Annotated in this window: 24 protein-coding genes and 1 tRNA gene; 15 read left to right on the plus strand and 10 right to left on the minus strand. The window is 32.6% G+C overall.

The window, feature by feature from the left end:
- Positions 1–136: 136 nt before the first annotated feature.
- From OS188_RS03715 to OS188_RS03770, 12 genes are all read left to right on the plus strand, one after another.
- A complete protein-coding gene (locus OS188_RS03715) occupies positions 137–523 on the plus strand; it encodes a (deoxy)nucleoside triphosphate pyrophosphohydrolase (protein WP_267147474.1) in 387 nt (128 codons plus the stop codon).
- Positions 520–3660 (plus strand): DUF3427 domain-containing protein, encoded by a 3141-nt coding sequence (locus OS188_RS03720; RefSeq protein WP_267147475.1) that lies wholly within the window; start codon positions 520–522, stop codon positions 3658–3660. The genes OS188_RS03715 and OS188_RS03720 overlap by 4 nt, the downstream gene beginning before the upstream one ends.
- 464 nt (positions 3661–4124) lie before the next feature.
- A complete protein-coding gene (rplM, locus tag OS188_RS03725) occupies positions 4125–4580 on the plus strand; it encodes a 50S ribosomal protein L13 (protein WP_267147476.1) in 456 nt (151 codons plus the stop codon).
- A 1-nt stretch (position 4581) separates the two neighbouring features.
- Complete coding sequence (gene rpsI, locus OS188_RS03730) at positions 4582–4968, plus strand: 30S ribosomal protein S9 (RefSeq protein ID WP_267147477.1); 387 nt, start codon at positions 4582–4584, stop codon at positions 4966–4968.
- A gap of 209 nt (positions 4969–5177) precedes the next feature.
- On the plus strand, positions 5178–5957 hold the full coding sequence (gene rpsB / locus OS188_RS03735) for a 30S ribosomal protein S2 (protein ID WP_267147478.1): 780 nt from the start codon (positions 5178–5180) through the stop codon (positions 5955–5957).
- A 96-nt stretch (positions 5958–6053) separates the two neighbouring features.
- On the plus strand, positions 6054–7022 hold the full coding sequence (tsf, locus tag OS188_RS03740; protein ID WP_267147479.1) for a translation elongation factor Ts: 969 nt from the start codon (positions 6054–6056) through the stop codon (positions 7020–7022).
- 196 nt (positions 7023–7218) lie between these two features.
- Complete coding sequence (pyrH, locus tag OS188_RS03745) at positions 7219–7926, plus strand: UMP kinase (protein ID WP_267147480.1); 708 nt, start codon at positions 7219–7221, stop codon at positions 7924–7926.
- Positions 7927–7980: 54 nt separating this feature from the next.
- Positions 7981–8535 (plus strand): ribosome recycling factor, encoded by a 555-nt coding sequence (frr, locus tag OS188_RS03750; protein WP_267147481.1) that lies wholly within the window; start codon positions 7981–7983, stop codon positions 8533–8535.
- Positions 8536–8781: 246 nt separating this feature from the next.
- A complete protein-coding gene (locus tag OS188_RS03755; RefSeq protein ID WP_267147482.1) occupies positions 8782–11199 on the plus strand; it encodes an efflux RND transporter permease subunit in 2418 nt (805 codons plus the stop codon).
- Positions 11200–11242: 43 nt separating this feature from the next.
- Positions 11243–12676: an asparagine--tRNA ligase gene (gene asnS / locus OS188_RS03760; protein WP_267147483.1), complete on the plus strand. Its 1434-nt coding sequence runs from the start codon at positions 11243–11245 to the stop codon at positions 12674–12676.
- A gap of 251 nt (positions 12677–12927) precedes the next feature.
- On the plus strand, positions 12928–14385 hold the full coding sequence (rpoN, locus tag OS188_RS03765) for an RNA polymerase factor sigma-54 (RefSeq protein ID WP_267147484.1): 1458 nt from the start codon (positions 12928–12930) through the stop codon (positions 14383–14385).
- 99 nt (positions 14386–14484) lie between these two features.
- Positions 14485–15090, plus strand: coding sequence for a hypothetical protein (locus OS188_RS03770; protein ID WP_267147485.1), 606 nt, complete (start codon positions 14485–14487; stop codon positions 15088–15090).
- Here OS188_RS03770 and OS188_RS03775 read toward each other — a convergent pair.
- From OS188_RS03775 to OS188_RS03820, 10 genes are all read right to left on the minus strand, one after another.
- Positions 15085–15789: a porin family protein gene (locus tag OS188_RS03775; protein WP_267147486.1), complete on the minus strand. Its 705-nt coding sequence runs from the start codon at positions 15787–15789 to the stop codon at positions 15085–15087. The two genes, OS188_RS03770 and OS188_RS03775, sit on opposite strands and share 6 nt — an antisense overlap.
- A 93-nt stretch (positions 15790–15882) precedes the next feature.
- Complete coding sequence (locus OS188_RS03780) at positions 15883–16368, minus strand: ExbD/TolR family protein (protein WP_267147487.1); 486 nt, start codon at positions 16366–16368, stop codon at positions 15883–15885.
- Between the two features lie 13 nt (positions 16369–16381).
- Positions 16382–17020, minus strand: coding sequence for an ExbD/TolR family protein (locus tag OS188_RS03785; protein ID WP_267147488.1), 639 nt, complete (start codon positions 17018–17020; stop codon positions 16382–16384).
- A gap of 2 nt (positions 17021–17022) precedes the next feature.
- Positions 17023–17442, minus strand: a complete 420-nt coding sequence (locus tag OS188_RS03790; protein WP_267147489.1) for a hypothetical protein — start codon at positions 17440–17442, stop codon at positions 17023–17025.
- Between the two features lie 25 nt (positions 17443–17467).
- On the minus strand, positions 17468–18253 hold the full coding sequence (locus OS188_RS03795; protein ID WP_267147490.1) for a MotA/TolQ/ExbB proton channel family protein: 786 nt from the start codon (positions 18251–18253) through the stop codon (positions 17468–17470).
- A gap of 75 nt (positions 18254–18328) precedes the next feature.
- Positions 18329–18416: transfer RNA gene (locus OS188_RS03800), tRNA-Ser, on the minus strand.
- Between the two features lie 75 nt (positions 18417–18491).
- Positions 18492–19523 (minus strand): asparaginase, encoded by a 1032-nt coding sequence (locus tag OS188_RS03805; RefSeq protein ID WP_267147491.1) that lies wholly within the window; start codon positions 19521–19523, stop codon positions 18492–18494.
- Positions 19524–19525: 2 nt separating this feature from the next.
- Positions 19526–20293 carry a TatD family hydrolase gene (locus OS188_RS03810; protein ID WP_267147492.1) on the minus strand — a complete coding sequence of 256 codons (768 nt, stop codon included), beginning with the start codon at positions 20291–20293 and terminating at the stop codon, positions 19526–19528.
- A gap of 127 nt (positions 20294–20420) precedes the next feature.
- The gene (locus tag OS188_RS03815) at positions 20421–21158 is read right to left on the minus strand and encodes a tetratricopeptide repeat protein (protein ID WP_267147493.1); all 738 of its coding nucleotides are present in this window, start codon (positions 21156–21158) and stop codon (positions 20421–20423) included.
- A gap of 2 nt (positions 21159–21160) precedes the next feature.
- The gene (locus OS188_RS03820; RefSeq protein WP_267147494.1) at positions 21161–21742 is read right to left on the minus strand and encodes an RNA polymerase sigma factor; all 582 of its coding nucleotides are present in this window, start codon (positions 21740–21742) and stop codon (positions 21161–21163) included.
- Positions 21743–21872: 130 nt separating this feature from the next.
- Between OS188_RS03820 and OS188_RS03825 the strand changes: the two genes are divergently transcribed.
- The 3 genes from OS188_RS03825 to OS188_RS03835 all read left to right on the plus strand — a co-directional run bounded on the left by OS188_RS03825 (position 21873) and on the right by OS188_RS03835 (position 25526).
- The gene (locus OS188_RS03825; RefSeq protein ID WP_267147495.1) at positions 21873–23747 is read left to right on the plus strand and encodes a T9SS type A sorting domain-containing protein; all 1875 of its coding nucleotides are present in this window, start codon (positions 21873–21875) and stop codon (positions 23745–23747) included.
- Positions 23748–24229: 482 nt separating this feature from the next.
- Positions 24230–24706, plus strand: a complete 477-nt coding sequence (locus OS188_RS03830; RefSeq protein ID WP_267147496.1) for a hypothetical protein — start codon at positions 24230–24232, stop codon at positions 24704–24706.
- Positions 24707–24935: 229 nt separating this feature from the next.
- Entirely contained in the window at positions 24936–25526 is a 591-nt protein-coding gene (locus OS188_RS03835) for a hypothetical protein (RefSeq protein ID WP_267147497.1), read from the plus strand.
- The last annotated feature ends 89 nt before the right edge of the window (positions 25527–25615 follow it).

A 25615-nucleotide genomic window follows, 5' to 3' on the forward strand; every position in this document is an offset into this window, starting at 1 on the left:
CAGTATAAAAGTTGCCATGAGTATTATTTTCATTAATTTAGAACCCAGAAATTAAAAACTAAGATGCTTTTATACCAAAACTCCTTTTTGATATGGAAATAGATTTTGGAATTAATTGGTTGGGGAGCGAATTATTATGAAAACTATTCTTGTTACCTGCGCCATCATTCGTTTTGATGAAAAAATTCTTGCCGTACAACGAAGTGGAACCATGAAACTTCCGTTAAAATGGGAATTTGCTGGTGGCAAAATTGAAGCAGGAGAAACGGAAATTGATTGCATAAAGCGGGAAGTTTTAGAAGAGCTTAACTTGACTATTGATTTAAAGGAAAGACTGACTCCGGTTACTCATGCCTATCCTGATTTTAAAATCACTTTAATTCCTTTTCTTGCCGATTATGTTTCTGGGGAGTTGAAACTAAGAGAGCATGCAGATTACAAATTAGTAAACAAAGGAGACTTACCTAGTTTAGATTGGGCGGAGGCGGATTTGCCTGTAGTAAAAGAATTATTAGCGTTATGAATCAAGGAATATATGAAGGGTTAGTCACACAACTTGTAACTGAAAAAATAAATGAACTCGATAGAGATAAATTTTTTATTAAGAAAAGTGAAATAGATAAAGAAGAAGCTTCAGATGTACTATCAAAACATCTTTCAAAAACTTTAAAACATGCTTTTCAACTTGTCAAGGGAGTTAATAAGATTGACAAACAAATTGAAATTGCTAACAAAATCATCAAGCTTTTAAAAGAACAACTAAACAAGCAAGAATTTGATGATGACTTAGTAAGTGTTGAAGGTGAAATTTTAAAAGCTGTATTCTCTAAAGCAGATGCACATTTTTCAGACTTAGACCTTCACTTAAGAGAGATTACACCATACACTAGACTTACACAAAGTGAATTATTTACAGGAGGAAATGCAGGTTTATCTCTTGAAAGTGAATTAAAGAAAGAGATTCTCTCATCTAATCAAATAAACCTATTAGTTTCTTTTATAAAGTTTAAAGGGATTATTATTCTTGAAAATGAATTAAGAGAATTTACAGAGCGCGGTGGAAAACTTAAAGTTATAACCACAACTTATATTGGAGCAACCGACTATAAAGCCATTCAATTACTTTCTAGATTACCAAACACAGAAGTCAAAATATCATATAATACTTCAAACGAAAGATTACACGCAAAGGCTTATTTATTTTACAGAGACACTGGATATCACACAGCGTATATTGGGTCCTCAAACTTCTCAAGATCTGCACTTACAGATGGCTTGGAATGGAATTTAAAAGTAACAACAAAGGAAGTTAGTCATATTATAAGTAAATTTCAAAAAACATTTGATGCTTATTGGGCGAGTGATGATTTTGAATTATTTGATGAATCCATACATAAAGACAAACTTATAAGCGCTTTAAAGCAAAGTAAATTTAGTAAGCCCTACGAAAACACTTCTGCTTATTTCGACATTAAACCATTTCCATATCAAAATGAAGTTTTAGAAAAACTAGAAGTAGAAAGAACCGTTCACAACAGATATAGAAACCTAGTAGTTGCCGCTACTGGAACAGGAAAAACTGTAATTTCCGCATTCGACTATAAACGTTTTAGACAAAATAACGAATCATCCAAACTGCTTTTCCTTGCTCATAGAAAAGAGATTATACAAAAATCACTTTCAACCTTTCAAGGTGTTTTAAAAAACAATAATATAGGTGAACTATGGGTTGATGGAATGGTCCCTAATAATTTTGAATTTGTTTTCGCATCTGTACAATCAGTTAACAATCAACTTGAAACTGTAGGATTAGCACCCGATTATTATGACTACATTATAATAGATGAATGTCATCACCAAGCAGCGAAAAGCTACAGAGCTATTATCGACTACTTTAAACCAAAAATACTTCTGGGACTAACAGCAACTCCCGAAAGAATGGATGGGGGAGATATTTTAGAAGATTTTCATAATAAAATCGCTGCTGAAATTAGATTACCGGAAGCTTTAAAAAGAAAATTACTTTGTCCGTTTCAATATTTCGGCATTACGGATAGTATTGATTTATCAAATGTAGGTTGGGCAAGAGGGAAATATGTTGCCAGTGAGTTAACCAATATTTATACAGAAAGTGACAGAAGAGTCCGAGAAATTATCGATGCATTAGAAAAATACACAAAAGACATACACGATGTGAGAGCGCTAGGTTATTGTGTCTCTATGGAACATGCTCGGTACATGGCTGAAAAATTTAATTTAGTTGGACTAAAAGCTGATTATTTAACAAGTAATAATAGTAATGACCGAACTGCTATTCGTCAAAAATTAGAAAAAAAGGAAATCAATTATTTATTTGTAGTTGATATGTTTAACGAAGGGATTGACATTCCTCAAATTGACACATTACTCTTTTTAAGACCAACCGAAAGTTTAACTATTTTTCTTCAACAATTAGGAAGAGGATTACGTTTATATGAAGAAAAAGATTCATTAACTGTTTTAGACTTTGTTGGAAATGCTCATTCTGAATACAATTTTGAAAGTAAGTTTAGAGCACTAATTGGTAAAACAAATACTACCGTTGTTAAAGAAGTAGAAGATAATTTCCCCCATTTACCTTTAGGCTGTTCTATTATTTTAGAGAAAAAAGCAAAAACTACTATCTTAAAAAACATAACAGCAGCTACGTCTTTAAATAAAAACAAATTAATCCAAAGAATACAACAATTTCAGCACGACACACATTCACCTCTAACAATCACCAACTTTAGTAAGCTTTACAATATTCCTTTATCTTCTATTTACAAAAGAGGTAGTTGGAAACGACTTTGCAACCTTGCTGGTAAGCTAGATGATTTTAGTTCTGAAAACGAAAAAGAAATCGCATCAGCTATTTCTAACAAGTGGCTTTCTACGAATTCTTTAAGCTACTTCACATTTATTCTAAAACTTGCTCAACAGGATTTCAACATCAATATTTCAAATTTTAATAAAACCGAAAAGACCATGCTCTTAATGTTACATTATGATATTTGGCAAAAAGAAGGTGGTTTTAGCTCTTTAGAAAAAAGCATTCATCAAATTGGAGCCAACAAAGTTTTAGTTGAAGAAATAAAAGAGGTTATAGAGTTATTAATTGAAAATATAAACTTCAAAGAATTACCAATAGACCTTCCATATAAACAACCTTTAAAATTACATAGTCGCTATACAAGAGACCAAATTTTAGCTGCTTTTCAATTTAGCAGCTTCGAAAAGAAATCATCTAACAGAGAGGGAACTGCAGAAAACAAGGATCTTAATACCGAAATATTATTTATCAACCTCATCAAATCAGAAGAGAACTTTTCACCAACAACCATGTATGACGATTATGCAGTAAATGAATTGTTATTCCATTGGCAAACTCAAAACTCAGCTAGACCAGACTTAGGTAAAGGCTTATCTTATATAAATCATAAAAAAACAGAAAAACGTATTTTACTTTTTGTTAGAGAAAAAGCTAAAAATGAATATGGTAAAAGTATGGGGTATGTATTTATTGGTGAGGGTGAACTAAAAGACTACAAAGGAGCTAAACCAATGAGTATTAATTGGGAACTTCAAGAGCCAATGCCTCATTATTTATGGAAAGATGCTGCTAAACTTTCTGTTGGATAATATAAAGCGTAGAATTATTGGCTCCATTAAATAGAGAAATATTTAGGTACGACCAAAATTACATTCCTCAAAAACTAAAATTTATATACACCATATATATGGTAACTTTTTTTACTGCAATTTCTGGCGTTGCCAACGGCAATTATACCTGGTTATATTAAAGTTACACAGTTGTATCATTATTAAGTCTTATTTTTATCAATTACCATTACAATTGACAACCTACACATAAAAAGAAGACTTTACCGTCATTCAATTTATTAATCTGGTTAATTAGCTCATGGTTTTTAAATTAAAATTTTTCGATTAAGAATAAACCTAGAAAAAGATATAAACAAAGTTATCAAAAATAACTTTCCCCACTATTTGGTAATCAAATATATAATCGTAAATTTGCAAACTCTTTAAAAAGAGAGGAATGTTTAATCTACTGCGCATCGCGCGTGGTAAAAAATTTAATAAGTGTGGACACAATAAGCTACAAAACAATTTCAGCAAACAAAGCTACTGTTAATAAAGAGTGGGTTTTAGTTGATGCTGAAGGTCAAAGCCTAGGGCGTTTATCTTCTAAAGTTGCAAAACTTTTAAGAGGAAAACATAAGCCTAACTTCACACCACATGTTGACTGTGGAGATAACGTAATTGTTATCAATGCAGAAAAAATCAACTTATCAGGAAACAAATGGGACGATAAAACTTACATTCGTCACACAGGTTACCCAGGTGGTCAAAGAAGTTTAACTGCTACTGAATTGTTTGGAAAAGATCCTGCAAGATTAGTAGAGAAATCAGTAAAAGGAATGTTACCTAAAAACAAATTAGGTGCAGATTTATTCCGTAATTTAAATGTTGTTGTTGGTTCAGAGCATACTCATGCAGCTCAGAAACCAAAGACAATTAACCTAGAAGAATTCAAATAACATGGAAGTAATTCACAAAATTGGCCGTAGAAAGACGGCTGTTGCTCGTGTGTATGTTGCCGAAGGAAAAGGAAACATCACGATTAATAAAAAAGACTTAGCGGCTTATTTTCCTACTGCTACTTTGCAGTATAAAGTAAACCAACCTTTAGCTTTGACTAACAATGATGGCAACTTTGATATTACAGTAAATGTATATGGAGGTGGTATTACAGGTCAAGCAGAAGCAATCCGTTTAGGTTTATCTCGTGCTATGTGCGAGTTAGATCCTGAAAACAGATTGACTTTAAAACCTGAAGGTTTATTAACTAGAGACCCAAGAATGGTTGAACGTAAAAAATACGGTCAGAAGAAAGCTCGTAAGAAATTTCAATTCTCTAAACGTTAATATATCTTCAACAAGATGGGACATCTTTACTTTAAGTCTCTCCATCTTGTTGAAAAAAACAAAAAATATAACTCAGTTATTGTTGTCCAAGATTTCTTTAAAATCAGGAAATCTGGATTTAGTTTAGCATCTAAATGGTTCAGGCGATTTTTTTTTAAAAAAAGACCACTAAATCATTGCTAATTCAACAGAACGTAAACTATTACAAAATGGCAGTAGAAGTAAAAGACTTACTCGAAGCAGGTGTACACTTTGGTCACCTTACACGTAAATGGGACCCAAACATGGCTCCTTACGTATATATGGAGCGTAATGGCATCCATATTATAAACCTTTACAAAACAGCAGCTAAAATGGACGAAGCTGGAGCAGCACTTGCAAAAATTGCAGCCTCTGGTCGTAAAATCTTATTTGTTGCTACAAAAAAACAAGCAAAAGATATTGTTGCTGAAAAAGCAGGAAACATCAACATGCCTTACATTACAGAAAGATGGCCAGGTGGAATGTTAACTAACTTTGTTACTATTAGAAAAGCTGTTAAAAAAATGGCTACTATTGATAGAATGAAGAAAGATGGTACCTTTAATTCTTTATCTAAAAAAGAACGTTTACAAGTAGATCGTCAACGTGCTAAATTAGAAAAAAACTTAGGTTCTATTAGCGACATGACGCGTTTACCAGCAGCTCTATTTGTTGTAGATATTAAACGTGAACACATTGCAATTGCAGAAGCTCAAAAATTAAACATTCCAATTTTTGCTATGGTAGATACCAACTCAGATCCACGTCAAGTAGATTATGTTATCCCAGCAAATGATGATGCTTCTAAATCAATAAATAAAATCTTAACTCACGTTACAGATGCTATCGCAGGTGGTTTAGCTGAAAGAAAAGCTGAAAAAGAAACTTCTAAACAAGCAGATGCTCCTAAAGCAGACGCTAAAAAAGAAGCTCCTAAAAAGAAAGCAGCTCAAGAAGAGGAAGAATAAAAAGTAAGTAACACAACATTAATAAGTCGTTTATTCTTTTCTTTCTGAAAGTAAGGTTGAACGACTTTTTTAAATTTTAAATACAAAATGGAAGCTATGGTAAAGATTACAGCAGCAGAAGTAAATAAACTAAGACAAGCTACAGGTGCAGGAATGATGGACTGCAAAAAAGCCTTGGTAGAAGCAGAAGGGAATTTTGATAAAGCTATTGAAGTTCTTCGTAAAAAAGGACAAAAAGTAGCAGAAAAAAGAGCAGATCGTGAAAACTCTGAAGGTGCTGCTATTTCTAAAATAAACAACGACAACACGGTTGGTGTTGCTCTTGTTTTAGGATGTGAAACAGATTTTGTTGGTAAAAACGAAAACTTTGTAGCATTAGCTAACGAATTGGCTGAAAAAGCAATCAACTTTAATTCTAAAGAAGACTTTTTAGCGTCTGACTTTGGAGGCATGACTGTTGCAGATAAATTAATAGAACAAACAGGAGTAATTGGTGAAAAATTAGACATCACTGCTTTTGAAAAATTAGAAGCTCCTTATGTAGGTTCTTATGTACACATTAATAAAATTGCTGCTTTAGTAGGATTATCTTCTAAAGTAGAAAATGCTGAAACTTTAGTAAAAGACCTATCTATGCAAGTAGCGTCTATGGGAGCAACTTCTTTGTCTTACAAAGATTTTGATGCAGATTTTATTGCTTCTGAAACTGAAGCTAGAATTGCTGTTATAGAAAAAGACAATATTGAAAGAGGACGTATGGGTAAAACTCTTAAAAACGTTCCTCAGTTTATTTCTATGGCTCAATTAACTCCAGAAGTATTGGCTAAAGCTGAAGAAGATGCAAAAGCAGAACTTAAAGCTGAAGGAAAACCAGAACAAATATGGGATAGAATCCTTCCAGGAAAAATGGAGCGTTTCATCTCAGATAACACCACTTTAGATCAAGAGCAATGTCTATTAGATCAAAAGTTTATTAAAGATGAAAAGCAAACTGTTGCAGAATATGTTAAATCTTTTGGTGATGTTGAAGTTACCGGATTTAAACGTGTCTCTGTAGGAGAATAATAAGTTCCAACACCTGCCTGTCAAACAGACAGGAAGGCAGGAAAGCTTAAAATACAAACCACTACTCTGTTATAGATGTAGTGGTTTTTTTTTTATAAAATCTCAATTTTTAAAAATTTAAAAAATAAAAATTTTATGTAGCTTTGCAAAACCTTTATTCTTCTTGAAACAGGAATAATATTCATCTAAAAAACACATGAAATACAAAAGAATTCTCTTAAAATTATCAGGTGAAGCCCTAATGGGTAACAGACAGTACGGAATTGACCCCGTACGTTTAGCAGAATACGCTAGAGACATTAAAGAAATTAAAGAACTAGGTATTGAAGTTGCCATAGTAATTGGTGGCGGCAATATTTTTAGGGGTGTTGCAGGCGCAAGCAACGGTATGGACAGAGTACAAGGAGACCATATGGGTATGTTGGCAACCGTAATTAACGGACTGGCTTTACAAAGTGCTTTAGAAGATGCTGATGTACAGTCCAGACTGCAAACAGCCATCCATATTGAAGAAGTAGCCGAACCTTTTATTAGAAGACGCGCTTTAAGACATTTAGAGAAAGGACGTGTGGTTATTTTTGGTGGAGGAACAGGAAATCCATATTTTACAACAGATTCGGCTGCTGTTCTAAGAGCTATAGAAATTAAAGCAGACGTCATTTTAAAAGGAACTCGCGTTGATGGTATCTATAATGCCGATCCTGAAAAAGACTCTAAAGCTACAAAATTTGACCATATATCTTTTGACGATGTATTGAGAAAAGGATTAAAAGTTATGGACACCACTGCCTTTACTTTAAGTCAAGAAAACGAATTACCTATTATTGTTTTCGATATGAACAAAAAAGGAAATTTATTAAAAGTAGTTTCTGGCGAAAATATTGGAACCAAAGTTAATTTATAATACGTACTTTTACGTTTAACTTATTTTTAAAATAAGGATTAAAAAAAATTAAAGATGAACGAAGACATTCAATTTATATTAGACACGGCAAAAGAATCTATGGATGCTGCTATTAAGCATTTAGAGAAACAATTTATAAACATTCGTGCTGGAAAAGCAAGTCCTGCTATGTTAGGAAGTGTCATGGTAGACTATTACGGATCTCAAACCCCGCTGAGTCAGGTTGCCAACGTAAACACACCTGATGGTAGAACTATAACGGTTCAGCCTTGGGAGAAAAACATGCTGCAAGAAATTGAACGAGGTATCATGTATGCTAATCTGGGTTTTAACCCGATGAATAATGGCGATACCATTATCATTAACGTGCCGCCATTAACGGAAGAACGCAGACGTGATTTGGCAAAACAAGCTAAAGCCGAAGTCGAAGATGCAAAAATAAGCATACGTACAGCTAGAAAAGATGCTAACGACGATATTAAAAAATCTGATATTTCTGAAGATCTTGAAAAAAATGCAGAAGCTGATGTTCAAAAATTAACTGACTCATACGTTCTAAAAGCCGATGCCTTGTTTGAGGTAAAAGAAAAAGAAATTATGACTGTATAACAAAAAAGCGACCCACAAGTCGCTTTTTTTTTATTGTGTTAAATTTCTATCCATCTTCTAAAACTTTTATTCCCGTTATCTTTCTATAAAAAATCTGCTACTCGAAGATTAAAAACCAATTTAAAAAATTCCCATTCATTTTTAGGTCGCTTTTTTGTAAAGATTCATTTTAACAAGACATTATACCTAAAATCGGTTAGCAAATACATTGCTTTTGCCTAACTTTGCGCCTGTTTTATTTTTAATATGTTTAAATTATTTACAAAAAGTTTTTGGGATGTCGTTGCGCGTCTTATTCTTAGAAATAAGATTGCTATACTTATTGGTATTGTTTTGGTTACTCTACTCTTTAGTACCCAATGGAAAAACATGCGTTTTACCTATACCGAGGCTAACCTACTACCCGACGACCATGAGGTAAACCTAGTCTATAACGATTTTTTAAAGATTTTTGGGGAAGAAGGAAACCTTATTGTTCTTGGTGTTAAAGACTCTAGCCTGTTTACAGTTAAAAACTTCAATGCTTGGAACAACCTTTCAGAATCTTTTAAAGATCTGGACGATGTTGAAGCTGTTGTATCTATTAAAGACCTTCAAAAGCTATTAAAAGACACCGAAAAAGAAAAATTTGTATTAAAGCCTTTTATTAAGGATTCCATTCATAATTTAACACAGTTAGATACGCTGCAAGACGAGTTATTTAAAAAATACCCGTTCTACGATAACTTTCTGTTCAATAAAAAAACAAAAACAATTCGTTCTGCAATCTATCTTAAAAAAGAGATTGTAAACACAGCTGCTAGGAAAGATTTTGTTTTCGATCAATTATTACCAAGAGTTGAAGCTTTTGAAGCGGCCACTGGCTTAGATGTACGGATTTCAGGAATGCCTTATGTGCGTACTTTAAACGCTCAAAACATTATAGACGAGATTGGGAAATTTATTGCTCTTGCTTTAATTGTTACCTCTTTAATTTTCTTTTTCTTTTTTAGATCTGCCAGAGCCACGCTAATTTCCTTACTGGTTGTTTGTATTGGAGTTATGTGGACCTTTGGGATTATAGGTTTTCTAAACTATGAAATAACTGTTCTTACAGCCTTAATACCTCCCCTAATAATTGTAATTGGTATTCCTAACTGTATCTTTTTAATAAACAAATACCAGCATGAAGTTAAACTTCATGGAAACAAAGTAAGATCTTTACAACGAGTTATTACTAAAGTTGGAAATGCCACCTTATTAACCAACTTGACCACAGCATCTGGTTTTGCAACTTTTATGCTAACCCAAAGTACACTTTTAAAAGAATTTGGAATAGTAGCTTCTCTAAGTATTATCTCCATTTTTATCTTGTGTATTTTAATTATTCCAATTATTTACACCTTTCTGCCTTATCCTAAAGACAGACATTTAGAACATCTAAATAAACGTTGGATAGGTGGATTTACCAATTGGATAGAGCGCATGGTAAAACACAGACGTGTTACTATTTATATTACTGCTATTATACTATTAATTGTAAGTATGATAGGTATCTATCAAATAAAAATATCCGGGAGTTTAATAGAAGACATGTCGGAGGAAGCAGAATTTTTCCAAGACATCCGTTTTTTCGAAGAAGAATTTAATGGGATTATGCCTGTTGAAATTGTGGTGGACACGAAACGTAAAAAGGGCGTTATGAAATTAGCCACTTTAAAACGTATGGACCAACTGGAGGAAGTAATATTAGAAACCCCAGAACTTTCCAGACCCATATCTGTTGTAGGTCTTGTTAAATACTCTAAACAAGCGTATTATAATGGGAATCCAAAATACTACCAATTGCCAACATCTCAAGAAAGTAATTTTATTTTCAGCTATGCTAAAAACTCTACTTCTAACACCGATTTGTTAACCAACTTTGTGGATAGTACGGGCCAATACGCTCGTATAACAACATTTATGAAGGATATTGGAACGGATAGAATGGAGCGGATAGAAGACGACCTTCAATCTAAAATAGATAAAGTTTTTCCAGAAGAGAAATACAATGTTACCATTACAGGAAAAGCCTTGGTATTCCAAAAAGGAACCAAGTATTTAGTTAAAAATTTAGCGCTCTCCTTATCCTTAGCTATTATATTAATAGCCTTACTAATGGCATATATGTTCCGTTCGTTTAGAATGATTGTAGTGTCTTTAGTTCCCAACTTATTACCTCTAGTTATTACAGCGGGATTAATGGGCTATTTGGGAGTTCCTATAAAGCCTTCCACGATTCTAGTTTTTAGTATTGCCTTCGGAATATCTGTGGATGATACCATTCACTTTTTAGCTAAATACAGACAAGAATTACAGGCTAATCACTGGAAAATTAAAAAATCTGTTTATGGCGCACTTCGCGAAACAGCAGTAAGCATGTTCTATACATCTATTGTATTATTCTTCGGATTCTCTGTGTTTACTGTTTCTAGTTTTGGAGGAACCGTAGCTTTAGGAGCCTTGGTTTCTGCTACTTTATTATTCGCCATGCTTTCTAACTTATTACTGTTGCCATCCTTATTGCTATCCTTAGAAAGAAGAATTGCCAATAAAGAAGTCTTAAAAGAGCCTTCCATTAATATTATCCCAGATGATAACAATGATGATGAGGATGATGACCAAATAGAAAATAATAAATAAAAATTACTACAAAGAATTATCTTTGCATTTTAAATAAAAGATTATGACATCGAGTACCATTTCAGACTTGCTTTCTAAACAAAACACCTTACAAGAAGTACAGGTTAAAGGTTGGGTTAGAACTTTTAGAGCAAACCGTTTTATTGCTTTAAACGACGGTTCTACCTTAAACAATATTCAATGTGTTGTAGATTTTGAAAACACAGACGAAGCCATTTTAAAACGCATTACAACAGGAGCTGCTGTTTCTATAAAAGGCACCTTAACCGAAAGTCAGGGAAAAGGTCAGAATGTAGAAATTCAAGTAACTTCTTTAGAGATTTTAGGAGATTCAGATCCGGAATCTTATCCGATACAACCTAAAAAACACTCTTTCGAATTTTTAAGAGAAAACGCACATTTACGCACCAGAACAAATACGTTTAGTGCTGTTATGCGTTTGCGTTCTTCTTTGTCCTTTGCCATTCATAAATATTTTAACGAGAATGGTTTTTACTATATGCACACTCCTATTATTACGGGTAGTGATGCTGAAGGCGCAGGGGAAATGTTTCACGTTACTAATTTGAATTTAAAAAATCCACCATTAACAGAGACTGGAGAAATAGATTATAAAGAAGATTTCTTCGGAAAAGAAACTAATCTAACAGTTTCTGGACAACTAGAAGCCGAAGCTTACGCCATGTCTTTGGGTAAAGTTTACACTTTTGGTCCAACTTTTAGAGCAGAAAACTCTAATACTTCAAGACATTTAGCAGAATTCTGGATGATTGAACCTGAGGTTGCTTTTATGGATTTAGCTGGAAATATGGACTTAGCTGAAGACTTTATGAAGTCGGTTTTAAGCTATATTTTAAAACATAACCGAGAAGATTTAGAATTTTTAGAAAAACGTTTACTGGACGAAGAAAAAACAAAACCTCAGGCTGAACGCAGCGACATGAGCTTGATTGAGAAAATAAACTTTGTTGTAGAAAACAATTTTAAGCGTGTAAGTTATACAGAAGCTATAGATATTCTTAAAGACTGTAAACCAAACAAGAAAAAGAAGTTTAAATATATTATTAATGAATGGGGTGCAGATTTACAAAGTGAACACGAACGCTTTTTAGTAGAGAAACACTTTAAATGTCCCGTAATTTTATTTGATTATCCAGCAGATATTAAGGCATTTTATATGCGTTTAAATGAAGATGGAAAAACCGTTCGTGCTATGGACATCCTTTTCCCTGGTATTGGAGAAATGGTTGGAGGCTCGCAACGTGAAGAGCGATTAGATGTTCTTAAAGAAAAAATGAAAGCTTTAAATATTGACGAAGAAGAACTGTGGTGGTACCTAGATTTAAGAAAATACGGAACTGCAGTTCATTCTGGTTTTGGCCTTGGTTTTGAACGTTTGGTGATGTTTGCCACAGGCATGGGGAATATTCGCGATGTAATTCCGTTTCCTAGAACCCCACAAAATGCCGATTTCTAGAAAACTATTAAATAAATATACTGAGTATATCTAGTCTATTTAATGCATTTCTATAATGAAATAGAAATACCTCTTATATATTTATAAATATTTCACAAAACAATCTATATTCAAGGTTTATATAGATTGTTTTTTTTATTTTTATATGAAATGCTTTTAACGATATGAAGCAATCAAATCGCTATAACAATAAAGCATGGCATCTGACCAAAAAAAGTAATAATATTAACAGATGAAACTAAGTCATTATAATGCTTAAACAATTTTTACAATTTAAATTATCGCAAAAGTTATCGCCTCAACAAATCCAATTAATGAAGCTGATACAATTGCCTACGCAAGCATTTGAGCAACGCTTAAAACAAGAATTAGAAGAAAATCCTGCTTTAGAAAGTGGGAAAGAACAAACTGATGAGTTTGATGATGATTTTGATAATACAAACGAATACGAAGATGATAACGAGTCTATAAATGCAGAAGATATTAATGTAGATGAGTATTTGAGCGACGATGATGTTCCTGACTATAGAACACAAGCTAATAATTATAGTAGCGACGACGAAGAAAAAACCATGCCTTATGCTGCCGGAACATCGTTTACCCAACATTTAATTAATCAGTTAAACACATTTAGATTAACCGATGCCGAATTTGATATAGCTGAGTTTCTAGTAGGCAGTATTGATGAGAGCGGTTATATACGTCGCGAGTTGAGTGACATTATGGACGATTTAGCGTTTACACAAAATATTTATACAACAGAAGAAGAACTAGAAAAAATCTTGCATATAGTTCATCAATTAGACCCTGCAGGTGTTGGAGCACGAAATCTTCAAGAATGTCTAAGTATTCAACTACACCGAAAAGAAAAACGTCCAGATATTGAATTAGCGATTGACATTATTGATAACGCGTTTGAAAGATTTACAAAAAAGCACTATAAAAAGCTAATTCAAAAATTTGATATAACAGAACAGCAACTTAAAGATGCTATAGACGAGATAGAACGTCTAAATCCAAAACCAGGTGGTTCCTACTCCGGCAACAACCGAATTGTGGAGCATGTGGTACCAGATTTTGCGATTAAAATTGTAGATGGGGAATTAGAACTAACCTTAAATGGTCGAAATGCACCGGAACTACATGTCTCTAGAGAATATAACAACATGCTTAAAGGCTACAAAGAATCTAAAGACAAGTCGAAAGCGCAGAAAGATGCTGTGATGTTTATAAAACAAAAACTAGATGCTGCCAAATGGTTTATAGACGCTATTAGGCAACGACAGCAAACTCTATTTGTTACCATGAGTGCCATTATGCACTACCAAAAAGAATACTTCTTAACCGGAGACGAACGGAAACTCCGACCAATGATTTTAAAAGACATTGCAGACGAGATAGACATGGATGTTTCTACGGTTTCTAGGGTTGCAAACAGCAAATATGTGGATACTCCGTACGGAACAAAATTGATAAAAGAATTCTTTTCGGAGTCTATGACCAACGATCAAGGGGAAGAAGTTTCTACAAGAGAAATTAAAAAGATTCTTGAAACTGTTATTGAGAAGGAAGATAAAAGAAAACCTTATACAGATGCCGCTTTAGCCAAAATTTTAAAAGAAAAAGGCTACCCTATTGCCAGAAGAACAGTAGCGAAATACAGAGAACAGTTAGAAATTTCTGTAGCTAGACTGCGTAAAAAAATCTAAATAGTTTAAAATTCAGCCTGTTAGTTAGGTCCTGAATTTTGATGAAATCCAATGTATCATATTCAGTGAAGAATAATTTTATTAATTTTAAATAAAAATTTGAATCAGCTTTTAAAAGGTATCTCGTTTATATTTCATCCCATTCTTATGCCTATGTTAGGTGTAGTTTTTTACTTTTCAAAATCGCCCAGATTTATTCCCATAGAAATTATTCGAGCAAAACTCATCTCGCTCTTAATTTTAACCATTGTATTACCTATTCTACTTTATTATTTGTTAAAGAGCATAGGAAAGGTTAAATCCATCTATTTAAACAGTACACAAGAGCGCATATTGCCTTTGTTTCTTAATGGGTGTATTGCAGTTTTAATTTTAAACCGAGTTTTACCAGCTACAGAGATTATCGAGTTGTATTATTTCTTTGTAGGCATTTTAATTTCCACTATGGCCTGTCTTATTCTAGCCATACTGAAGTTTAAAGCAAGTATTCATATGATTGGTATTTCTGGTGTTACTATGTTCTATATAGCCTTGAGCATTCACTTTAGTATTAATATTAACGGCACTTTAGCGCTTATGTTTATATTAATTGGTGCCATTGCAACTTCTAGGCTTCATCTTAAGGCACATACCAATATAGAATTACTCATTGGTTTTTTTATTGGGTTGCTACCTCAACTTATTTTAGTAAACTACTGGCTATAGAACATAAAAAATAAGACCAAACTTAACGGAAGACATATCTATAGGTTTAGGACCTAATCTGGCATCACTATTTAAAATAGAGTTTAAAGAATAATAGACGTGAAAATTCCATGTATTATAACCAGCACTTAACGTAAGACCATACTGAAAATTATTAAATGCATCTAAATTTGTGTGTCTAATTTTGCCTAAATCCCCTTTAAATTTAGTTGCATTCGCAATTAAATAACCTACTTTAAAACCTGTATAAACACGCCAAAACTTATATTCGGTAGCTGTAGATGTTCGCCATCTTAGTTCAAAAGGCATTTCGAGAAGATAAGTATTAAATTTGTTTTTAGAGTAGTTTATATCTGCATCACTTAGGTTTATAAAATCAATATCTCCTGATTCAGTTTCAGACATATATATATTGTGATTATATGAATTAATGGAAGCACCTAATCCAAGTGCAAGTCCAAAATTTCTCCGTTTATTTAAAGGGAAATCTCTTATAAACCCAAAATGAAATCCACTGGAAAACCCTGTCTGTTTTACATTATTTGGCTTCTTGGTTAAAAGGTTATAGGTAATAGCCAAATAAAACTGATCTTCTCTATACTTAGTATCCACGACAGAACTGTCTATAACAACATTTTCTTGTGCATATACAGTTGTAATACAAAGCCATCCTATTAAAAAAAAGAGTACAAATTTCATTTTTAACGAATAAAAATTATAGGATTAAATATAAAATAAAAGGCGTCATGATTTCTCAAAACGCCTTTAAATAATATAAAATTAAGAATATATTTATTTTTTCAAACCTTGTAAGGCATTACCTTTTTTGGTTGTATAATTAATTTTTAGTGCATTTACTTTACGTAACTCCTGTTTAATATCTGTTACTAATCCCATATTTGCATCACTATCTACTTTTAAGGCAGTTGTTAAAAATGGAATTAACTCTTCTCTTTTAGAAGCGCGTTCAGAAGCTATAAATGCAGGTATTTCTGATACTTCGGCAAATTTATCATTTAATTGAATTCTTGCTTCTGTACCATAAGTTGATTTATAGTTACTACTAGGTTTTCCAGCATAGATATACATTACTAAATCTTTTTTATCGAGTTTCTCAACCTGATCTGCAAATGGCAAGTTATTATCAATCATTAAGGTGTTCTGTCTCATAACAGTAGCAACCATAAAAAAGAATAATAACATGAATACAATATCAGGTAAAGAAGCTGTGTTCACTGCTGGCAAATCGCCTCCTTTTTTCTTTTTAAATTTAGACATATTTTTTGTTTATCTAATTAGACTTTTTAGGTTCTGCTTCAGAGAATTTTTGTGGAACTAAAAGTTTAATTTCTTCTAATTTATCTTTTAGTTTAGCTTTTTCCTCTGGAGAAGTTCTCGGGTCAGAATAACGATGATCTGCCTCTACAAAGCTTATTCCTAAATTAGGAAAGCTTCTTTTAAACTCTCTATTTCTAAGCTCATTATAAGCTGCAATTATTTCGTTTTGTACAGCTATATACGTATCGTATTTGGTAGCTCTATCATTTTGTAACGAAATAATAGCCTTTTGAAAGTTATCAGACGATCTTGGGTTTTTCTTTCCTTGACAACGCTTACAAGCATCTGGACCTTTTCCACCACCATTATCTAAAAAGGCAACGGCAGCTTTACGCAGATCTTTAATTTGAATTACTTTTTCTTCTCCTCCTGTTTTTAAAAACAATTGGTTGTTTTTATTAACATTAAGCTGAAAAATATTTTTCTCTTTAATAATAACATCTTCCGGTTGATTATCATCTAACGGTGGCAATTTTCTATTCAATCCCGAGTCCGTTTCTATGGTAGTTGTTACCAAGAAAAATATAAGGAGTAAGAAAGCAATGTCAGCCATCGAGCCGGCATTAACTTCTGGTGCTGATCTTTTTGCCATAATTATTTATTAAATATATTTTTTATTCCAGAGAAAGCCATAGAACCAATTGCTATAATAGCTAAAGCATAGAATGCGTACAATCCTGCTCCAACATATTTAGAGGTTGATTCTGTAACGTCAAGTCCTTTGTTTGTAAAAGGAGTAAGATCTAAATCTGTACCTGAAGACATTGCGTAAGAAATTATTAGAATTACTAAAAATGCTCCAACAGACATTAGCGTCTTTTTAATATTACCTGAAAATAATCCTATAATCACGTAAACCAGCACTAAAGCCAGAATAAGTGCAAGAACTACATAAGTAACATATAACATATTGTCAATCATCCCTTCGTTACCGCTTATAATCATTAAAGCGAGGACAAATCCTATAACGGAAAGAATTCCAACAACAATTTTTAATATTTTATGTAAACTCATTGTATAATGTGTTTTAAGGTTGTTATTACTTCTTGTATCTAATCAATAAATCCATTAAGGTAATTGATGCATCTTCCATATCGTTAACAATGCTGTCAATTTTTGCAATAATGTAATTGTAGAAAACTTGAAGTATAATAGCTACTATTAAACCAAATACAGTTGTTAAAAGTGCTACTTTAATACCACCTGCAACAAGAGAAGGTTGCATATCTCCGGCAGCTTCAATTTTATCGAAAGCTTGAATCATCCCGATTACTGTTCCCATGAAACCTAACATTGGTGCCAAAGCAATAAATAACGAAATCCAAGATACATTTTTCTCTAATTGACCCATTTGAACTCCACCGTAAGCTACAACAGCTTTTTCAGCAGCTTCCAAACCTTCGTCTGTTCTATCTAAACCTTGATAGAAAATTGAGGCAACAGGACCTTTTGTGTTTCTACATACTTCCTTAGCAGCTTCTACACCACCAGATTGTAATGCATCTTCTACATTTTGAGTTAACTTTTTAGTGTTTGTTGTAGAAAGGTTTAAAAAGATAATTCTCTCAATAGCAATTGCTAATCCAAGAATTAAACATAATAGAACGATTCCCATAAATCCGGCTCCACCTTCTATAAAACGTTTTTTTAGTTCCTGGTGAAATCCAAGATTTTCAGTTGTTGCTTCATCAGTAGCAACTTCATCTTGTGATATACTAGCAACAGTTGCTGCTATTGATGCTGTTATGTTTGCAGTTGTATTTGCATTAACAGTTCCGAAAGCCATCATTACAGTAATGGCTAGAATAGAAAATAATCTTTTCATTGTTCTTGTTCTTAATTTTATTAGTTAAAGTGTTAAAGATATAAAAAAAATACGATTAACAAATAAAAATAACAGCAGAGAGGAAGGGATTCGAACCCTCGATACCCTTTTGAGGTATACACACTTTCCAGGCGTGCGCCTTCGACCACTCGGCCACCTCTCTAATTATTTTATTTAGCAATACGTTAGGCAAATAACAAAAAAACTTTTGAAAGCTAAAAATTTTGTTCGTTAATTTTTATGTAATTTCTCCTCTGAGCGAGGTTTCGAATATAGTTTTGAAGGTGTTAGGCGATATATTTTCTCCTAATAAATACATTAATTTAGCCACTGCAGCCTCCGTTGTCATGTCTTTTCCTGAAATAACTCCTGTTCTTTTTAAATCGGAACTTGTTTCGTACTGCCCCATTATTACGCTTCCTCCCGAGCATTGAGTAATATTTATAACGTGAACTCCTCTATCGATTGCTCGTTTTATTAAAGAAATAAACCAAGATTCCGTACTAGCATTTCCTGCACCGTAGGTTTCTATAATAATTCCTTTTAAACTATTATTATTAATAATACACTCTAAAACAGACTTAGAAATACCAGGAAACAATTTTATAAGGGCAATATTTGTGTCCAATGTTTTATGAACTATTAGCTTTTTTTTAGAATTTGGCTTTAAAAGCGCCTCCTTATTCACCTTCATATGAACGCCAGATTCTGCCAAATTGGGGTAATTAAAAGATTCAAAAGCTTCAAAATGTTCTGCATTTATTTTTGTGGTCCTATTTCCCCGGTACAATTTGTATTCAAAATACAAACCTACTTCTCTAATAACTGGTTTATTATTTTTTCTTAAAGACGCCATTTGTATAGAGGTGATTAAGTTCTCTTTAGCATCTGTACGCAAATCTCCAATTGGTAATTGCGACCCTGTTAAAATAACTGGCTTGTTTAGATTTTCTAACATAAAACTTAAAGCCGAAGCCGTATAACTCATAGTATCACTTCCATGTAATAATACAAACCCGTCTATAGAGTCGTAATTAGACTCAATAATTTCGGCCATTTGCACCCAATACTCTGGATTCATATTAGAGGAATCGATAGGCTCTTCAAAAGAAACTGTTGAAATATTACAACTCAACAACTTTAATTCTGGAATTCTTTTTAATAAATTACTAAAATCGAAAGCTTGTAAACCTCCTGTATTCGGGTTTTTAATCATTCCAATGGTACCACCAGTATATATTAAAAGAATGTTTGGTTTGGTGTCTATCATACTTATATATTAAAAACGTCTTTTGAATTTTGAGTAGTAATTTCGGCAATTTTTTCTTGTGGCTGCTTATAAAGTTCCGATAGTTTTTCTAACACCTTTATTATATAACTACTTTCATTGCGTTTGCCTCTAAATGGTGTTGGTGCTAGATATGGGCTATCGGTTTCTAAAACTATATGTTTTAAATCTATTTGATGAAGAAATTGATCAATTTTTCCGTTTTTAAAAGTAACCACGCCTCCAATTCCTAATTTCATGTTATAGGAAATTGCAAGTTTAGCGTGTTCAATGGTTCCTGTAAAACAATGAAAAATTCCGAACAAATCTTCACATTTTTCTTCCTCTAAAACTTCAAAAATTTCGTCGAAGGCTTCACGACAGTGAATTACGATTGGTAATTTATACTTTTTAGCTAATTGAATTTGGTGCTTAAATGCTTTCTTCTGAATCTCTAAAGTAGACGTATCCCAATACAAATCGATACCTATTTCGCCAATGGCATAGAAAGAACGTTTTGCCAGTAAGTCTTCCACATGAGCGAGTTCTTCTAAATAATTTTCTTTAACTGAAGTTGGGTGTAAACCCGTCATTAAAAAAACCTTATTAGGAAAATCTGCTTCCAATTGAAGCATAGCTTCTGTATAAGTTGAGTCGATAGCAGGAATAAAGAAACGCGAAACTCCAGCATCGACAGCTCGTTGAATCATACTGCTTCTATCCTCGTCAAAAGCATCACTATATAAATGTGTATGTGTATCGGTAATTGTCATTTTGCAAAAGTATAGGTTCTTTTACAAATAACCTTAAGTCCGTTCAGGTTTTAGAATGTTAAACCATTTCTTAGGTCTTTTAGGTTTTATATCAATACTAGTTGTTTGATAAAACTACTTAAAGTCTTTATTTCAACTTTTTAATAAGCTTCTGCGCTTCATTATAGTCTTCAGAATCTTCAGGTAACGTTTTAAGAGTGTTTATGCAAGCTGTGTTATCGCCTTGTTTTAATTTGCTTAAAGCTAAATACCAAATTGCTTTGTTTTTATACACAGAAGGAGATTTAATAATAGAGTTGAAAAGCGTATCTGCTTCTGTATAATTACTTAGTTCTACCAAAGACACTGCTTTATATAGTTGTAGTTCCATGTTGTTAGTATCGGTTTTAAGAATTTGTGAAAAATAAATTTCAGCCTCTTTGTAATTATGATTATTAAAGGCTGTTTCTGCTTTGCTCAAAACTTCACTTTGTGTACCTCTAACCGTTAAACTTATGGTGCCGTAATTGGCGTAATCCTCATAAACTGGATTTGAAAATTGCTGAGTAAAGAAAAACCCGATAACTAAAATAGCTGCTGCAGCTAAAGAATAATACCACGGATTGATTCCTTTTAGTCTCGATTTTGAGGCTTCTTCTTTAGCAAAATACTTAGACGAAACAGTTTCTAAGTTTGTTTTAAAGGTCTCAGCCTTTTCTTCGTTTTCTATATGGTTTTCCAGAAACTTAGAAGTGGATTTATAAACTTCAAAAGCATCTTTAAACTCAAAATCGTTTTGCAATCTATTTTCAAAAGCCACTATTTCTGTAGTATCCAGGTTTCCAGACAAATAATCTTCAAATAATATATAATCTTGTTCTTGCATGGTTAAGATTTTAGGTTTTTATAGGTTGGTGACTCTTGAATTAATTTGGTTAACTGTCCTATACATAAAGACTTCTTTTTCCTGGCATAAGCATAAGTTAGACCCAAGCTTTTGGCCACTTCTTCCATAGATTTAATTTTAAAAGTAGCTTTTAGCAAGTCTTTACATGCTTGGCCTAATTTTCCGAACATGTCTTTATATAAACTGTGTTGTTGTTCAAATAAAGAAGTTTCAAAAGCGAGTTCTTGAGCGTCGTCATCTTTAGATAACACTTCCTCATTAATTGTTACCTCTTTATTTCCTGTTTTTTTTAAATGATTGAGCCATTTACGTTTACAGAGCAAGAAAAAATACGCATCGAACGGACAGGTAAGCTTTAAATCTTTTTCTATAGCCTGATTATAAATAGTGATGATGGTTTCTTGAATAATATCTTGAGCGCTAGATGCATCTCCACTATTCTGCTTGATATAATTAATAACTTTTGGCGCAAACTTATCGTAAATAGCCTGAATTATAAATGTGTTGTTTTCAACCAAACCAACTATGTACTTCTGATCTTCGTGAATTTTCTTCTGGCTCATAAACCCTTTATTTTTAACGAATTTAAAAAAACTTCGCATAATAAGGGTAACAATTTGAGAATGGTTTTATGTATACAATGAGTAGATAAAGTATCTACACTTTAAAATTAATTATTTAATATTTATTACGATGAAACAATTATTCCAAAAAACAATGTTACTGCTATTGGTTTTTAGCGCTGGCATTTTACATTCTCAAGGCCCTTTAACAGGAGGCGAGCAAACTAGTAACTTACCTTATACTTCGACAACTAATTGGGTTGCGCACTCTACTTCCGATAAAAATGAAAAGCTATATGCCATTGCATACACCTTAGAAGATAAGAAAGCTGGTAATTATTTTAAAGTGTATGATGGTTCTTCTTTCAATGCACTTACTCCTTCGGATATTCATTTTTCAAATTACGCCAGTTTTGCCAGAATAAAACTAGATAAAGAGAATAATGTCTACGTTTTATATAGAGACAAACCATCTTCCAACAATTATAACATTAAAACGTATTTAAAAAAATATAATGCTTCTGGAACACTTATAGGCTCACGTGTTATGGCAATAAGTAATAGTCATGCTACCGATTTAGCCATTGCTCCAAATGGTGACGTTCTTGTTGGAGGTGTTGAAAACAACAAAATTATTATAAAAGTATTTAGAAACATGTCTTATATAGGCACCTTATCTCATATGGATGAACTTAAGCTTATAAACGATACAAGACCATTTAGTATTCATATGGATATGAAAGAAGAAAAATTGGCTGTCGGATATTCTTTTGGTCCATTGTCTCAATCCAAGCTCAATATAAAAAGATATACCTATAACCCCAATAACGTGTCAATTAGCTTTCATTCTCACTACTATGAACCGAACAGTCGATTTAACAGGTTAGAAGCCAATCAAATAGCACTAAGAAGTAATTGGGAAGTGTTTTTTAATGCAAATATTTCAAGCTCACCTCCATTCACCGAAACACAAGTAAAGTTTTTAAGCGGACAAAGCAGTACAGTTTTTCAGGAAAAACGTGGCTTTATTGATGTTGATATAAAAAACCGGTTAGTAATAAGTAAAAATTATGGATCTCTAGCTGAAGGGAGTTTTAAAGTCTCACTTTTCGATTCTAGCAATAATTTTATTCATGAGTACGAGATAGATGCAAAAATCAAGAATCATTTAGAAAGTGTGGCTATTTACGATTGCGATTTTATTGTAACTGGTATTGACAGGAAACTATATGCAAATCCAAACAATCCTACGTACCAAAGTTTTCATCAAGTTTTTAATTGCGGAGAAATATGTGGAAGAGATGGAACACCGATGGCTGCTGCTCAATTTAGATTTCCAAATGGGGAGAATGAATACCAATCGTATTATGGACCAATAAAAATAACCGAATTATGTCTAATCGACGATCTTCTGGTAGATGGTTCTGCAAGTGGTTGTGAAACCAGATATTTTGTAAGTTTAGCAGAATTTGATTTAGGAACTTGGACAGACATCAATTTACTACATTCGGCATGGGTTAGTCCTTTTTCCGAAGCACCAAACGATATTAATATTGTCGATTTTCTTCCTCAAGGCTACCATTTAAGACCAGGGAAAATATATAGATTTAAATTAGCTGTTGGGAATCCGTGGGACTCCGTAGAGTTATTCTTCGAAGTTACTTGTTGTAAAAGAGAAATAATTGAAGATCCACATCACGACTACGAACCATTTAAATACAGCCTTACTTTTGGTGAAGAGGAGATTAATAACACTCCTAAAGATGTTAATTTTAAGGTTTCTCCCAATCCCGCTCAAAATCATGTAGCTTTAGATTTTAGTGACATTAAAAGTAAAGGGGATAAAACTATTAACATTAGAAACTTGCAAGGAATTAAGGTGTACTCTAACAAAACCCAAGACCAAAAAGAAACTATTGATGTTAAGAGTTGGCCAACTGGACTCTACCTTATAACTGTTGAAACAGATGGGAAATCCTACCAAAATAAAGTTATAAAAAAATAAATTATACATTATTAAAAAGGCTACTCCTTATATGAAGTAGCCTTAGTTTAATATAGAGATTAGGATGACAATTTTTAAAGAACATCGTAATCAGGTTAAAAAGTATAAAAACACAGAACCAAAGAAACTCTATTTAGCCCTAAAGGTTACTATTATCAGAGAGCTGAATTAGAGTCGGTTAATCAAAAAGAGCCCTATCAAATTTATGAAAGGGCTTTTCTTTAAAATTTTAAACATAGAACAAAACCGAAACCCTTCCGTATTAAAACTACCAGACAAAAGTTTTCTATAATTTTTAGGTTGTAAAAGGAATTTGATCAATAAGCTTCTCTATTCTTACAAGAACTCTTATGAAGTAATCTTCTCTTTTAAATATTTTTGATAAAAACGGGTAACAATTTTAAAAGGATATTGATATAAGGTTGTAAGCGCAAAAAACGCGAAACACTAAAAAAAATATTAATCCATTAAAATTTTTAGTTATGAGAAATTCACTAGTAATTATCGCAGTAGTAGCCTTATCAATTATACAAGTTAATGCTACAGACAAAAAACCAATTGTTAACACATCTAATAAAGTTGTAACAATTGCAAAAGAAAATTTAATTCAAGTATTTGATTGGACAGTAACAACTAACAAAAACAGATATTCGGGTACTTCTTTAGATTTAATTCACGCCAATAAAATGGTTTCCCTTGTGAGTTCTGGAGAAATTGTATTAGATAAAAAAATTGAAAGCTTCTATATGTTAGATTATGAAGCAGACAATAACAGCAACCGAATATATTTCTGGGAAGTAGAAAGCTCTTATGGTACTGCCAAAGGATATAGTTCTAATGAAAATGATGCCAATAAAATGATTCAACTTATAGCTAAAGGAGAGATTATTAGTTCTAAAGTTATTATAAGTGGCGTGATGAAAAAATATAAACGAAAAAAAGCTCAAGTAAAGAAATAAAGATTGCTATTATGAGGGAGCTGAATTAGAAGTAGTTCAGCAAAAAAGGACCTTTCATTAATTTGAAGGGTCTTTTTTTTTGATTTTAATTTCACTATAAACTCAAAATTTTTCATTTTAAAAAAGCTTCTTCTTTTAATATTATTTAAAATTATTTAAAAAAGATGGGTAACAATTTTAAAAGGATATTGATATAAGGTTGTTAGAAACAAATAAAAGAACAATGATTATGAAAAATTTAAAAAAAATAGCACTTCTATCCATATTAAGTCTCTTTACACTTTCGTCTTGTGATAACGACGATGACTCAACAAACAATATATGTGACGACTCTTATGTGAGTACAGCCATAACAGATGCTTTTTCTACAGCAAATGGCTATGATGATCTACCGGAATATATGGATCTAAAAACTCATAAATACCGAATAAAAATAAATGCAGATGGAGAAATTTGCAGTGTTGGATATCAGAACCCAAGTACTTGGACAGGAAATTATATTATTGAAATAATTAACGAAACCTCAACAGCATCTTACTCTGGCACTCATTCTTTTTCGCAAACCCAATTAGACTACCAAATAATTTCTCCCGTTGCTGTAAGTGCTGGAGACATTATTACCGTTATGCGTACTATATCGAACAACACCTCGCTTAACGAAACTGTTGGAAGAATATTAAGAAAATCTGATTATACAGATGTTCCATATCCAATAACACAAGGAAATGTAGAGTTTTTAAGTTCTAATTTTTATGGTTCTGGAGGACCAGTACCAAATTTAGGACAACCATATATTCCTTTAGGCTTTAAGGTGAATTAAAAAAATAAAGATTGCTATTAATCAGGAGCTGAATTAGAAGTAATTTAGCGAGAAGGGACCTTTCATTAATTTGAAGGGTCTTTTTTTTT

The sequence above is a fragment of the Xanthomarina sp. F1114 genome (genome assembly GCF_026410255.1).
GTDB lineage: Bacteria > Bacteroidota > Bacteroidia > Flavobacteriales > Flavobacteriaceae > Xanthomarina.